Source organism: Sorlinia euscelidii (assembly GCF_036452135.1).
Lineage (GTDB): Bacteria > Pseudomonadota > Alphaproteobacteria > Acetobacterales > Acetobacteraceae > Sorlinia > Sorlinia euscelidii.
Genome location: NZ_JAWJZZ010000004.1, coordinates 183094 through 197962, shown reverse-complemented (window position 1 = coordinate 197962; position 14869 = coordinate 183094). Strand labels below are relative to the sequence as shown.

The 14869-nt window shown below is 58.1% G+C and carries 9 protein-coding genes; all 9 read right to left on the bottom strand.

Features of this window, described 5'->3' with window-relative positions; all coding sequences use genetic code 11:
• Window positions 1–3 precede the first annotated feature (3 nt).
• The 9 genes from rpsL to CGLAMM_RS08910 all read right to left on the bottom strand — a co-directional run bounded on the left by rpsL (window position 4) and on the right by CGLAMM_RS08910 (window position 14797).
• Window positions 4–375 (bottom strand): 30S ribosomal protein S12, encoded by a 372-nt coding sequence (gene rpsL / locus CGLAMM_RS08950; RefSeq protein ID WP_023979007.1) that lies wholly within the window; start codon window positions 373–375, stop codon window positions 4–6.
• A 319-nt stretch (window positions 376–694) separates the two neighbouring features.
• Complete coding sequence (rpoC, locus tag CGLAMM_RS08945) at window positions 695–4948, bottom strand: DNA-directed RNA polymerase subunit beta' (RefSeq protein ID WP_394818519.1); 4254 nt, start codon at window positions 4946–4948, stop codon at window positions 695–697.
• An 82-nt stretch (window positions 4949–5030) separates the two neighbouring features.
• Window positions 5031–9206 (bottom strand): DNA-directed RNA polymerase subunit beta, encoded by a 4176-nt coding sequence (gene rpoB, locus CGLAMM_RS08940; RefSeq protein WP_394818520.1) that lies wholly within the window; start codon window positions 9204–9206, stop codon window positions 5031–5033.
• Window positions 9207–9397: 191 nt separating this feature from the next.
• The gene (rplL, locus tag CGLAMM_RS08935; protein ID WP_319807054.1) at window positions 9398–9784 is read right to left on the bottom strand and encodes a 50S ribosomal protein L7/L12; all 387 of its coding nucleotides are present in this window, start codon (window positions 9782–9784) and stop codon (window positions 9398–9400) included.
• Between the two features lie 94 nt (window positions 9785–9878).
• Window positions 9879–10394 carry a 50S ribosomal protein L10 gene (gene rplJ / locus CGLAMM_RS08930; protein WP_394818521.1) on the bottom strand — a complete coding sequence of 172 codons (516 nt, stop codon included), beginning with the start codon at window positions 10392–10394 and terminating at the stop codon, window positions 9879–9881.
• A 285-nt stretch (window positions 10395–10679) separates the two neighbouring features.
• Window positions 10680–11366, bottom strand: a complete 687-nt coding sequence (rplA, locus tag CGLAMM_RS08925) for a 50S ribosomal protein L1 (RefSeq protein WP_394818522.1) — start codon at window positions 11364–11366, stop codon at window positions 10680–10682.
• 4 nt (window positions 11367–11370) lie between these two features.
• On the bottom strand, window positions 11371–11805 hold the full coding sequence (rplK, locus tag CGLAMM_RS08920; protein WP_394818523.1) for a 50S ribosomal protein L11: 435 nt from the start codon (window positions 11803–11805) through the stop codon (window positions 11371–11373).
• Window positions 11806–12026: 221 nt separating this feature from the next.
• Window positions 12027–13616 carry an efflux transporter outer membrane subunit gene (locus CGLAMM_RS08915; RefSeq protein ID WP_394818524.1) on the bottom strand — a complete coding sequence of 530 codons (1590 nt, stop codon included), beginning with the start codon at window positions 13614–13616 and terminating at the stop codon, window positions 12027–12029.
• Window positions 13613–14797: an efflux RND transporter periplasmic adaptor subunit gene (locus tag CGLAMM_RS08910; protein WP_418115613.1), complete on the bottom strand. Its 1185-nt coding sequence runs from the start codon at window positions 14795–14797 to the stop codon at window positions 13613–13615. Before CGLAMM_RS08910 ends, CGLAMM_RS08915 begins: the two co-directional genes overlap by 4 nt.
• Between the last annotated feature and the right edge of the window lie 72 nt (window positions 14798–14869).

Genomic DNA, 14869 nt, shown 5'->3' with positions numbered 1-14869 from the left:
CTCTTACTTAGGACGTTTCGCGCCGTAAAGCGAGCGACGCTGGCGGCGTTTTGCAATACCTTGTGTATCCAGCACACCACGGAGAATGTGATAGCGCACACCCGGAAGATCCTTTACGCGGCCGCCGCGGATCAGCACCACGCTATGCTCTTGCAGATTGTGCCCTTCACCGGGGATGTAGCTGACGACCTCATACCCGTTTGTCAGGCGGACTTTTGCCACCTTACGCAAGGCCGAGTTCGGCTTCTTCGGTGTGACCGTATAGACGCGCGTGCACACGCCACGCTTTTGCGGGCACCCTTGCAGGGCTGGCACTTTATTCCGCTTCGCAGCAGGCTCACGCCCTTTTGCGATTAACTGGTTGATGGTCGGCATTCGCCCTTCCCGATTCTCGTTTAAAGACAGACCAGATTCGCACCTGATCCGCGCGCATTCAACACAACTCAGCGCGCGATGCAAGATCGCCCGCCAAACAAATCTACCCCAGACCTTGGTTTACCAAAGATAAACGGCGTCCAAAGCAAAAAATAAAGTCTATCCTCGGCCTTGACGTCCCGAGAGACGGGGGAAGCCGGAAGCGCGTTACCTACGGCGCTTACCAGCAAAAGTCAAGCATCTGGATAGAGTCGCCACGATATTTACTGATACCCCAGCAAAAAGCGCGCAGCCTGACGCTGCGCGCTTGTTTTCAACCTCAAGCCTCCGATGATTCTTCGGTCGTTTCGACGGAAGCCTGCCCCAGACGCTGGCGGTCCTGAGAGGCGGCAATCGCACGCAGGCGATTCATGACGCTGCCTGTCCCCGCCGGGATGAGACGTCCGACAATGACGTTCTCTTTCAGGCCATTCAGCGTATCGACCTTGCCCGCTGTTGCGGCCTCTGTCAGCACTCGCGTCGTCTCCTGGAAGGATGCTGCCGAGATGAAGGACTGCGTCTGGAGCGACGCCTTGGTGATGCCCTGCAGAACAGGGGCACCCCGCGCCGGCGCCTCATCCAACTTCAATCTCTTGTCATTCTCCGTCTCGAACTCGATCCGGTCAACAATTTCCCCGACAAGATAGGTTGTGTCGCCCGGCTCCAGAATTTCAACTTTCTGAAGCATCTGCCGGACGATGACCTCAATATGCTTGTCATTGATCTTCACGCCCTGAAGACGGTAAACATCCTGAATTTCATTCACGAGGTAATCCGACAGGGCTTCGACACCCATGACCTTGAGGATGTCATGCGGCACGCGCGGACCATCGACCAGCGGGTCTCCCTTCTGGACAAAATCGCCTTCCTGAACGGAAACATGCTTGCCCTTCGGGATGAGGTAATTCGTCTCCTCACCCGTCTCATCATTTTTGACGATGATGCAGCGCTTCGACTTATAGTCACGACCGATTTCGATGCGACCTTCCGTCTCGGCGATGATGGCGTGGTCTTTCGGACGCCGTGCCTCGAAAAGCTCGGCGACACGCGGCAGACCACCCGTGATGTCACGTGTTTTAGAGCCTTCACGCGGGATACGCGCCAGGACGTCACCCGCGTGCACCTTCGCGCCATTATCGACCGACAGGAGAGAATCCGGTGCAAGGAAGTAACGTGCGTCATTCCCGTTCGCCAGTTTCACAACATTGCCGGAAGCATCCTTGACCTGCAGACGCGGCCGCAGATCGACGCTTTTAGCGCCCTGTTTATAATCGACAACCACGCGAGAGGTCAGGCCCGTCACCTCATCCATCCGCTCAACCAGCGTGATTGAATCGATGAGATCGAGATATTCGACCGTGCCGGATTCCTCAGTGATGATCGGCAGGGTGTAAGGGTCCCACTCAGCCATTTTAAGGCCGCGCTCGACATTCTGCCCCTCCGTGACCAGCAATCGGGCACCATAAGGCACACGATAGCGGGCACGCTCGACATTTTTCTCATCCGTCAGCACGATCTCGCAGTTACGCGACATGACGATCGTCATGTTCTGACTGTTCTGCACGACGTTGCGGTTGCGGATGGTGACCTTGCCGTCACGGGATGCTTCCACCATGGATTGCTCAGCACCGCGCGTCGCCGCACCACCAATATGGAAGGTACGCATCGTGAGCTGCGTGCCGGGTTCCCCGATTGATTGCGCCGCGATGACGCCGACAGCCTCACCGATATTGACCGGTGTGCCGCGCGCCAGATCACGCCCATAACAATGCGCGCAAACGCCGACGCGACTGTCACAGGTCAGGACAGAACGGATCTGCACCGTCTCAACCCCGGCCTGCTCAATCGCCTCCGCTTCCGCTTCCTCAACCAGCGTGTTGCGCGGGTAGAGGACCTTGCCGTCAGCCGGGTTAAGGACATCCGCGGAGAGAGTCCGTCCCAGAATACGCTCGGAAAGGGAGGAGACGATCTCACCCCCATCCATAACCGCGCGCACGGTCAGGCCGCGCTCCGTGCTGCAATCATTCTCAACGATGATGCAATCCTGCGCGACATCGACCAGACGGCGCGTCAGGTAACCGGAGTTCGCCGTTTTAAGCGCCGTGTCTGCGAGACCTTTACGCGCACCATGGGTGGAGGTGAAGTAATCGAGAACGGAAAGCCCTTCTTTGAAGTTGGCAATAATCGGCTGCTCGATAATCTCACCGGATGGCTTGGCCATCAGGCCGCGCATCCCGGCCAGCTGCTTCATCTGCGCTGGCGACCCACGCGCCCCGGAATGACTCATCATCCAGACGGAGTTGGTCGGCTTGCCGATGACCTGCTTTGAGATCTCCTTCATCATCGCGACCTGCACTTCATCCGTGCAGCGTGACCAGGCATCGACCACCTTATTATAACGTTCACCCGCGGTGATCAGACCATCCTGATATTGCTGTTCGAACTCTTTGATCTCGGCCTGGGTCCGCTCAACAAGCGCCTGCTTTTCGACCGGGATGATCATGTCATCCTTGCCGAAGGAGATACCGGCACGCGCCGCGTGGCGGAAACCGAGCCCCATGAGGCGATCACAGAAAATCACCGCCTCTTTCTGGCCGCAATGACGGTAAACCGCGTCGATCACGTCGGAGACGTTCTTTTTGGTCAACTGCTTATTGACGACCTCAAACGGCACAGCCGCATTATCCGGCAGGATCTGCGCAATCAGGGCGCGACCCGGCGTGGTGATCACCACACGACGCGTCACCTGCCCCTCGGCAGAAGGGACTTCCAGACGCAGGCGGATCTTGTCGTGCAGTTTCAGCGTGCCTTCATTCATCGCCAGTTCAATTTCGGCGACGGAGTGGAAGGCGGGCGGACCGGCTTTGGTCACGCGCCCTTCCTTATCATATTCCGCCTGATCCGGCGTCGCGAGATATTCCGGCACCTCAAGACTGAGATAATAAAGCCCCAGCACGATATCCTGTGACGGCACAATGATCGGCTTACCATTGGCCGGGCTGAGGATATTGTTTGTCGACATCATCAGCACACGCGCCTCAAGCTGGGCTTCCAGCGAGAGGGGCACGTGCACGGCCATTTGATCCCCGTCGAAATCCGCATTGAACGCGGTGCAGACGAGTGGATGGAGCTGAATGGCCTTGCCTTCAATCAGGACGGGCTCAAAAGCCTGAATGCCCAGTCGGTGCAAGGTCGGCGCGCGGTTGAGCATCACGGGATGCTCGCGGATCACCTCTTCAAGGATGTCCCAGACTTCCGGGCGTTCCTTTTCAACCATGCGTTTCGCGGCTTTGATGGTCGTGGCGTGACCATATTTCTCAAGCTTCGAGTAAATAAAGGGCTTGAACAGCTCCAGCGCCATTTTCTTTGGCAGGCCGCATTGATGCAGCTTCAGTTCCGGCCCGACCACGATGACGGAACGACCGGAATAATCGACGCGCTTGCCCAGCAAGTTCTGACGGAAACGCCCCTGCTTGCCTTTCAGCATGTCCGAAAGGGACTTTAATGGACGCTTATTGGCGCCCGCAATCGCACGCCCACGCCGACCATTGTCGAACAGCGCGTCCACCGCCTCCTGCAACATGCGCTTTTCGTTCCGGACAATAATATCCGGAGCGCGAAGCTCAATCAGGCGCTTAAGGCGGTTATTACGGTTGATGACCCGCCGGTAAAGATCATTAAGGTCCGACGTTGCGAAACGCCCGCCATCAAGCGGGACGAGCGGCCGCAATTCCGGCGGGATCACCGGGACGAGGTCCAGGATCATCCATTCCGGGCGGGAACCGCTCTCGGCAAATGAATCATAAAGCTTGAGGCGTTTGACCAGCTTCTTGCGCTTCGCTTCGGACGTCGCGGCTTTGAGATCTTCCCGCAGCAGATCGCCGTCAGACTTATCCTGGTCGCGCCCTTCCCGGTCCACCAGGCCAGGGCGGTCGATTTCCTCCGCATGGAGGCGGGCTTTCCAGAGGATCTTCTTGATGGCCTCCGCGCCGATACCGACTTCAAGGCCCTCATCCGCGTAATCGTCCAGAGCGTCGAAATATTGATCTTCCGACAGCAGGCTATATTGCTTGAACGGGCTCGTGCCCGCCTCGAGGACGATATAGCTCTCGAAATACAGGACCTTTTCGAGATCTTTCAGCGTGATGTCGATCAGCGTCGCGATGCGGGATGGCAGGGATTTCAGGAACCAGATATGCGCCACGGGTGAGGCGAGCTCAATATGGCCCATACGCTCACGACGCACTTTCGCGAGCGTAACTTCAACACCGCATTTTTCGCAGACAATGCCGCGAAATTTCATGCGCTTATATTTGCCGCACAGACATTCATAATCTTTGATCGGGCCGAAAATGCGGGCGCAGAAAAGCCCGTCACGCTCCGGCTTGAAGGTGCGGTAATTAATGGTTTCCGGCTTTTTGATCTCACCATAGGACCAGGACCGGATCTGCTCGGCGGAAGCGAGCTGAATTTTGATCTGATCAAAAGACAGGCTTTGGCCCGTCTGGCCCAAAATCTTCATCAGTTCGTTCATGCGCCAAGACCCCATTTCACGCGGCGGCCATGGGCCGCGCGCGCCTTATCATCAATGCAATTTTCAACAAATGACAGCGTCATCACGATGCGCTTTGCTCCAGATCGACATTCAGGCCGAGAGATTTGAGCTCTTTAATCAGGACGTTGAAGCTCTCTGGTATACCGGCTTCGAAATCATCCTGCTCACGCACGATGGCTTCATAAACCTTGGTACGACCGGAGACGTCGTCCGACTTGACGGTCAGCATTTCCTGCAACGTATAGGCCGCACCGTAAGCCTCAAGCGCCCAGACCTCCATCTCACCGAAGCGCTGCCCACCGAACTGGGCCTTACCCCCCAGCGGCTGCTGCGTCACGAGTGAGTAAGGACCGATGGAACGCGCATGGATCTTGTCATCAACAAGATGGTGCAGTTTGAGCATGTAAATATACCCAACCGTCGTTTTACGCTCAAAGCGTTCACCCGTGCGCCCGTCAATCAGCTGAGACTGACCGGAACGATCAACCCCCGCTTTATCCAGCATATCTTCAATATCCGGGATCGACGCCCCATCGAAGACAGGGGTTGCGATGGGCACGCCGCGGCGAAGATTACCCGCCAGTTCGGAAAGCTGCGCGTTATTCATATCCGCAATGTCGCTATCGAAAACAGCGTCGCCATAGACCGTCCGGAGACGCTCCAGCAAGGCCATTTTCTCTTCACCATTGCGCTGATATTCGTCCGCAAGGCGCCCGATATCCTGGCCGATATTGGCACACGCCCAGCCCAGATGGGTTTCCAGGATCTGCCCGACATTCATACGTGAGGGCACGCCCAGCGGGTTCAGCACGAGGTCAACCGGTGTGCCATCTTCGAGGAACGGCATGTCCTCGACCGGCACGACGCGGGAGACGACACCCTTATTGCCGTGACGACCCGCCATTTTATCACCCGGCTGAAGCTTGCGCTTCACCGCAACGAAGACTTTGACCATCTTCATCACGCCTGGTGGCAACTCGTCACCACGCTGGAGCTTCTCAACCTTGCTCTCGAACCGCGCCTGAATACGCGCCATTTCGGCATCATATTCACGCCGCAGCGTTTCGAGCTCGGACATCACACTGTCTTCCGACACCACAATGTGACGCCATGCACCGCGCGGATGCTCATTCAGCACCTCATCGGTGATAACCGTGCCGGAACGTATGCCTTTGAATCCCGCGCCTGCCGACTGATTCAGGAGGCGCTCGCGTAGACGGTTGATGAAGCTCCGCTCCTGCACGGCGCGCTCATCATCCCGGTCTTTAGACAGGCGTTCGATCTCGGCGCGCTCAATGGCCATGGCGCGCTCATCCTTGTCGATACCACGACGGGAGAAGACACGCACATCAACGATCGTCCCCGTCGTGCCGGGCGGCAGCTTCAGGGATGTGTCACGCACATCGGAGGCTTTTTCACCAAAAATGGCACGCAGCAATTTCTCTTCCGGCGTGACCGGGCTCTCGCCTTTCGGCGTCACCTTACCAACCAGAATATCGCCGGGATTCACCTCCGCACCGATATAGACAATACCCGCTTCGTCGAGATTGCGCAGCGCTTCCTCACCGACATTCGGGATGTCGCGGGTGATTTCTTCCTGACCCAGCTTTGTGTCGCGGGCCATGACTTCAAACTCTTCAATATGGATTGAAGTGAAGACGTCATCACGCGCAATGCGCTCGGAGATGAGGATGGAATCCTCAAAGTTGTAGCCATTCCACGGCATGAAGGCGACGAGCACATTACGCCCCAGCGCCAGTTCACCCAGTTCGGTCGACGGGCCATCCGCGATGATGTCACCGGATTTGACGACATCACCAATATGCACCAGCGGGCGCTGGTTGATGCAGGTCGACTGGTTGGAACGCATATATTTACGCAGGCGGTAAATATCGACACCCTCCGTCGCACCGGTCTCACCCGTGGCGCGGACAACGATACGGGCACCATCGATCTGGTCAACGACGCCGTCGCGCCGTGCCACAATGGTCGCACCGGAATCGCGGGCAACCGCGGCTTCCATACCTGTGCCGACAAGCGGCGCTTCCGCCCGCACGAGCGGGACGGCCTGACGCTGCATGTTGGACCCCATCAGCGCGCGGTTGGCGTCGTCATTTTCAAGAAACGGAATCAACGCCGCGGCAACGGAGACGAGCTGCTTGGGCGAAACGTCACAAGCCGTCACCTGCTCCGGCGGGACGAGACGGAAATCACCGGACCGACGCACGGAAACCAGTTCATCCGTCAGGCGTCCTGTCTCTTTATCGAGCTTGGCATCCGCCTGCGCGACGATGAGTTTCTCCTCCTCCATGGCGGAAAGATATTTCCACCCATCCTGGAGCATCCCATCCTTGACGAGGCGATAGGGCGTCTCGATAAAGCCGTACTTATTGACCTTCGCGTAAGTTGAGAGGGAATTGATCAGACCGATATTCGGCCCTTCCGGCGTTTCAATCGGGCAGATACGGCCATAATGGGTCGGGTGAACATCTCGGACCTCAAACCCGGCCCGCTCACGCGTCAGACCACCCGGGCCCAACGCGGAAAGGCGACGCTTATGCGTCACTTCCGAGAGCGGGTTCGTCTGATCCATAAACTGGCTGAGCTGGGATGAGCCGAAGAACTCACGCACCGCAGCCGCCGCCGGTTTGGCGTTGATGAGGTCATGCGGCATAACCGTATCGATATCGACGGACCCCATACGCTCACGAATGGCGCGCTCCATACGCAACAGGCCGATGCGATATTGATTCTCCATCAATTCACCGACCGAACGGACACGGCGATTGCCCAGATTATCGATATCATCGATCTGACCACGCCCGTCTTTCAGGTCGCACATGATCTTGACCGTGCGCAGAATATCTTCCTTGCGGAGCACGCGCACGGAATCCGGCACGTCGATTTCCAGACGCATATTCATTTTCACGCGGCCGACGGCGGAAAGGTCGTAACGATCCGGATCGAAGAAGATACCCTGGAACATCGCCTCAGCCGTTTCCGGGGTTGGCGGCTCTCCAGGGCGCATGACGCGGTAAATATCGATCAGCGCATCATCGCGATTATTGTTTTTATCCACGGCCAGCGTGTTACGGATCCACGGCCCATGAGTCGTGTCGATCGCCAGCATCGGGATCTCGGCAATACCGGCTTCCTCAAGGGTGGTCAGACGTGCGTCCGTCAGTTCCTCACCCGCTTCAGCATAAATCTCACCCGTGTGCTCATTGACAATGTCACGCGCGATGAAACGCCCCAGCAGATCAGCGCGACCAACGAGGACGTCACGGGTTTTTTCAGCGATCTTCTTGACGACGCGGCTGGTCAGCTTGGCTTCCGCCTCAGCCACGATCTCGCCCGTATCGGCATCATAAAGCGCTTCCAGCAGCTTCAGACCACGGAAAGCCTCCGGGTCAAACGGGCGGGACCAGCCTTTGTCACCTTTAGAAAAGACGACCGTGCCGTAAAATTGCTCCAGGATCTCGTCCGGGTCCATGCCGCGGACGGAAAGGGCGTCAACATCGCCACCCTCCGCCGCTTTCGCTGCGCGCGCCGCGGCGGATTGTGCCCCCTCAAGCGCATAAAGCAGGGTCGTGACCGGCAATTTACGCTTCCGGTCGATGCGGACATAAATCAGGTCCTTGGCATCGAACTCAAAATCAAGCCAGGAGCCGCGATAAGGTATGACACGCGCCGTGAAGAGATATTTGCCGGATGAATGCGTCTTGCCCTTATCATGGTCAAAGAACACGCCGGGGCTGCGATGCATTTGGCTGACAATGACACGCTCCGTGCCATTGATGATGAACGTCCCATTATCCGTCATGAGCGGCATATCGCCCATATAGACAGGCTGCTCCTTAATGTCCCGAATGGAACGGGAGCCCGTATCCTCATCCACATCCCAGACGATGAGGCGGAGGATGACCTTGAGCGGCGCCGCGAATGTCAGGCCGCGCTGAATGCATTCCTCAACGTCATATTTCGGCTCCTCCAATTCGTAGGAGACGAACTCCAGACGACCGCGCCCCGCAAAGTCGTTGATCGGGAAAACGGAGCTGAAAACCTCCTGCAACCCCGTGCGCTGACGGCTGTCGGCACTCACATTCATCTGCAGGAATGTCTCATAGCTGGACCGCTGCACATCAATGAGGTTAGGCATTGGAGCCACTTCGGGAATACGCCCGAAACTCTTACGGATCCGCTTGCGTCCCGTGAACGATTTGCTGACTGCGCTCATCTATCCCTGCCTCTAAGAACCAGACCTTCAAGTCTCCGCCGACATGACCTGCAACGGCGACCGGAACGACTGACCGTTATAACCTCTTTATCGAAAACGGCAAAGCGGGCGGCACCGACGCGGGTGCCGCCCTCCTCGCTAAACTGAAGAAGCGACGGGCGCCTGAGGGACGCCTGAAGCCTCTGTCACGCTTACTTAATCTCGACCTTGGCGCCGGCTTTCTCAAGCTGGGCTTTAAGCTTGTCAGCCTCGTCCTTGCTGACGCCTTCCTTGACGGCTTTCGGCGCGGCCTTGCTGTCGTCAACGAGCTGTTTGGCTTCTTTCAGGCCAAGCTGCGTGATGGCGCGGACTTCCTTGATCACGTTGATCGCGGTTGCACCCGGGTCGGTGATGAGAACATTGAACTCTGTCTGCTCTTCAGCAGGCGCGGCAGCCGCACCGCCAGCAGCAGGCGCTGCAACAGCAACCGGCGCCGCTGCAGAAACGCCCCATTTCTCCTCAAGGAGTTTGGAGAGCTCTGCCGCTTCAAGAACGGTCAGGGTTGAGAGTTCTTCGACAATTTTGTTAAGATCGGCCATGATGAATGGTCCCACTATAAATGCACTGGTTTAAACGATGCAATCCCAAACCCCGCCCATCGGGCAGGAGATGAAATTGCGCTAGATGACAAGACTAGGCAGCCTCGCTTTTGGAATAGGCGCCAAAAACACGAGCAAGCTGTCCGGCCGGAGCCTGGACAACACCGGCGATCCGCGTGGCGGGTGTATTGAGCATACCCACCAGTTTTGCACGCAGCTCGTCCAGAGATGGCAGTTCAGCCAGTGCTTTGACACCGGACGCATCAAGCGTCTGGCTTCCAAGCGCACCACCCAGAACAACCAGGTTCTCATTCGTTTTGGCGAACTCAACAAGCACCTTTGCCACTGCCGCCGGATCCGCACCCCATGACAGGGCGGTCGGTCCTTTGAGCAACGGCGCGATACCGTCGAATTGGGTCCCTTCCAGAGCACGACTGACCAGTCGATTTTTAGCAACCTTATAAGTCGACCCCGTCGCTCGGATGCGCCTGCGCAGCTCCGTCACATCAGCAACCGTCAAACCTTTATTTTCGGTGACGATCACGATGGATGTGCTGGCAAACACCTCGGCGAGGAATGCGACGAAGGCCCGCTTTTCCTGACGGTCCAATTGCTGTCTCCTCGTCAGCTGCATGATATCTCATGCAGCCTGGTTACCCTTGGCGGCTTCACCCTGTTGAAACAGCGTGTCACCACCGCTCGCCTGTCCGTCATCAGGAAGGCCAGTGCATGCGTAACCGAAATTACGCCAAATCCGGCAAACCGTCTGTCGCGCGGGGGCAGATGCCCTTTAAGCCCCGAAGGGCACGTGCGGTCTTGGACAGGATGGGTGCGGCATCAACCACACCCTTGATACCTCCCGGCTTCCCGGCAGGCATCAATTTCGTAAAAGCTGTTACAGCGACGCGATGTCCACGCGCACACCCGGCCCCATTGTCGATGAGACCGCCGCTTTTTTCAGATAAGTGCCTTTCGCGCCGGTCGGGCGTGCCTTCTGCACCGCGTCCACAAGCGCTTTGATGTTCTCAACCAGCTTCTCAGCTTCAAACGACGCTTTGCCCACGCCCGCATGCACGATACCGGCTTTTTCAGCGCGATATTCAACCTGGCCGGACTTGGCCGCCGTGACGGCGCCCTTGACGTCCATTGTTACAGTGCCGAGACGGGGGTTCGGCATCAGGCCACGCGGCCCAAGCACTTTACCCAGTCGACCCACCAGCGCCATCATGTCCGGCGTGGCAATGCAACGGTCAAATTCAATTTCGCCGTTCTGAACTTTTTCAGCGAGGTCTTCAGCGCCGACCACTTCAGCACCGGCGGCTTTCGCCTCCTCCGCTTTCGGGCCACGTGCGAAAACACCGACACGCAGGGTCTTGCCCGTGCCATTTGGCAGGGAGATCAGCCCGCGCACCATCTGGTCAGCATGACGCGGGTCAATGCCGAGATTCAGCGAGACTTCAATGGTCTCGTCAAACTTAGCTTTGGCGTTGGTCTTGATCAGGGAAACCGCTTCCTCAATTGAATAGGCACGCGCGCGATCAACAGCACCCCTGGCGGCGACGAGACGTTTAGTCTTGGCCATCTTCTCAGCCCTCCACCACATCGAGGCCCATGGAACGGGCAGAACCGGCGAGCATACGCACGGCGCCGTCAATGTCATGCGCATTCATGTCTTTAAATTTCGTTTCGGCAATTTCACGCAGTTGCGCGGTCGTCACCTTGCCGACAGATGCTGCCTTGCCAACGGTCTGGCTGCCCTTGGACAGTTTCGCGGCTTTCAGCAAAAAATACGTGTTCGGCGGCGTTTTTGTGATGAAGCTGAATGTACGATCCGCATAGGCCGTGATCACGACCGGGATCGGCATACCGGGCTCAAGCCCCTGTGTCTTCGCGTTGAATTCTTTACAGAACTGCATGATGTTGAGGCCGCGCTGACCCAGCGCCGGGCCCACTGGCGGGGATGGATTTGCCTTACCCGCAGGGATTTGCAGTTTGATGTAGCCAACAATTTTTTTGGCCATATCCGGGACTCCTTTATCGTTGACCCGAACCGCGGTACAATCGAATCCGTCATGCCTTGCAGCACGTCCCGGCCTCTCCCGCGTTTCGCTAAGTGGCGCCCCGTATCCTTTTAAAGGGCGACGTGTCAAGTGAAATATATCCCGAGATCATCATTTACGCTGCCCGATTAAGCTTTTCCAAGCGCCGACTGGCACGCCGCGCACAGGGTGAAGCGGCCCGCTCACGGCCCCTTCCCGGTCAGGTCGGATGATTCGGGATGGGCCCCTTCCCTGACATCGTCAACCGGAAGGGCCTGGTGCAGCCCCTCATATTGCAATGGATGGATCGGGTTGATCTGCTTCATTGTCGGCAGGCTCTGCCGCGTCCAGCCGCCACCCAGGGCGCGGATCAGCCGCACAGTGGCCTGAAGCTGCACGGTCTGCGCCTGCACGGCGGCGATCCGGGCTGTCAGCGCCGCCTGTTGCGCCACCACGACATCGAGGTAATTGGTCAGTCCACCTGTATAAAGCGCCATCGTCATGCGCTGCGTGCGCAATGCCGCGGACACCGCCTCATATTGCTGTTTCGTCTGACGGTCATAAAAACGCGTCTGGGAAAGACCATCTTCGACATCCTGAAAGGCGGAAAGGATCGTGCCGCGATAGGCGTCCGCATATTGGCGATATTGCGCCCAGGCCTGCTGCAAGGCGGCGCGACGCAGGCCGCCGGTAAAGGCCGGCTCCACCGCCTGCACACCATATGACCACATGGAGTTGGCGAGATTGCCAAGGCTGAAGCCGTTATTCTCAAACCCGCCATTCAGGCTGAACGTCACGACCGGGTAGAAGGCGGCGCGCGCCACGCCGATCGCATGGCTGGCGGATGACAGGCGGCGCTCCGCCGCGGCAATATCCGGGCGGCGTTCAAGAAGTTGGGATGGCAGGCCCTGCGGCACGCGCACCGTGTCATAGGGCAGCACAACGTCACGCTTCCGCGCCGCGATGCTGAAAGCAGCGGGCGCGCGGTTGACGAGGACGGCGATCGCATGTTCCAGCACCTCACGCTGCGCCTGCACCCCTTCCAGCGCCGCGATGGTGCTGTGGAGCTGATTTTCAGCCCGTGACACATCCAGCCCGGCGGCTATCGCCCCCGCCTGGCGCAGGCGCGTGATTTTAACGGCGGCCTCAAAATAGGTGATGGAATCACGATAGACCGCGATCTGGGCATCCAACCCGCGTAGGCCGATATAAGTGGAGGCCAGTTCAGCCTGAAGCATCAGCCGCAGATTGGCGTAATCCGCCGCCGCCGCCTGCGCCAGATTGCGCTGGCCGCGCTCGGTATTGCGAATCTGATTGAAGAAATCCGGCTCCCACGTCGCGGCGCCACTATAGAAGACGTTTGACATGTAGATGGGTGAGGCACTGGATTGCGTGCGCCATAACCGCGTGCGGGACGCGCGGTTATTGCTCATCCCGCCTGTTGCACCGGCCTGCGGGTACAACTGGGCCTCCGCCTCCCGGGCGACGTCACGCGCCTGCGTGAAGATTTCGGCCTGCGCCTGAAGGTCCGGGTTATTTTCCGCCAGCAGCGTCTCAAGACGATTTAGTTCAGGGTCTTTGAAAACCGCCCACCATGTCCCGCGGGAAGCCGCATCATTCGGGTGTGCATCTTCCAGCACGCCCTGACCTTTCCAGCCATTCGGGTAAATATAATGAGGCGGCTGATAATGCGGTGCGAGATCACACCCCGTCAGCAAAATGAGGAGCGTTGAAAAGGAGCGACGCGCAGCGCGCCCTCTTTCACCGCGTTTTTGTCCCCGGACGCGCCTCATTTGCGGGTTGCACCGACATGTTCCGGCGCAGCGCGGTCCGGCAGCACCTGGATGGGCGCGACCGGATGGTTCGGCGGGGCGGCGGATTGCGCGGCCTTGTCATTGTAACCCTTCGTGGTGGGGACAATCTTCACTTCATCCCCCTCCATCATATCGGCGGTCGGGTTCCCGACAATGTCATCGCCCGGCTTGATACCGTCAATAATCTGGATCGTCATGCCGTAATTGATCCCGGTCTCGACGCTGACAAGGTGGATATGATGATCCACCACCGTGGCAACCTGCGTCCCCTGCGCTCTAAAAATAAGCGCATTGACCGGGATGATGAGGATATCCGGCGTTCCCGGCACGATGAAATGCGCCGTCGCATAAGAGTCCGGCCATAAAATATGGTCCTTATTATCCAGCGCCAGCTCCGTCACGACCGTGCGCGTCGCGGGTGAAAATGCCTGCGCCGTGGCGAGATAAGCCGCTGTAAACTTCCGACCCGGATATTGCGGCACAGTTATTTTGGCCGAAAGCTTGTCTGAGATGATCGAGGCATAGGCTTGCGGGATGGAAATAAAGACGCGGATGCGGTGAATATCCGCAACCGTGAATAATTCCGACGCGCCGCCACGCCCATTGAGGTCGCCACTGCCCTCATTGACATAATCACCAACATTGACGCGACGCGACGTGACAATCCCATCGAAGGGGGCGACAATTTTCTTGAAATTTTCCAGCGCCTCGAAGCGCTCAACCTCATGGCGCGCCTGATCCACCTGCGCCTTTTTTGCTGCCGCATTCGCCGCCTGGACATCAACCTCCTGACGTGAGACGGCCTGCGTATTGCGCAGCGCCGCCCAGCGTTCGGCGGTGATGACGGCCAATCGATATTGCGCGGCCACGACTTCGTAATTGGCCTTCGCGGCCTCATATTGCGCGTCAAGGCTTGGCGTGCTGATTTCCGCGAGGATATCGCCGGTTTTGACGTGCGCCCCGTAATCCTTGTACCACATCTTCACATAGCCGGAGACCTGCGCGTAAATCGGCGCCTGATACCACGCGGCCAGATTGGCGGGCAGGTCAAGCTTCCGCTCCTTCGGTGCCGGTTCGGCATGGATGATGGTGACGCGGACGCGCGCCAGGTCTTCCACCTCTTTGCGCAGGGCACGGTAGTGGAAGTGCCGTTCAATCATGCCGATCAGCGCAATCAGCAGCGCCGCCGCCCCACCAGCATCAGGATCTGCTTTCGTTGAAGCGTAATGTTA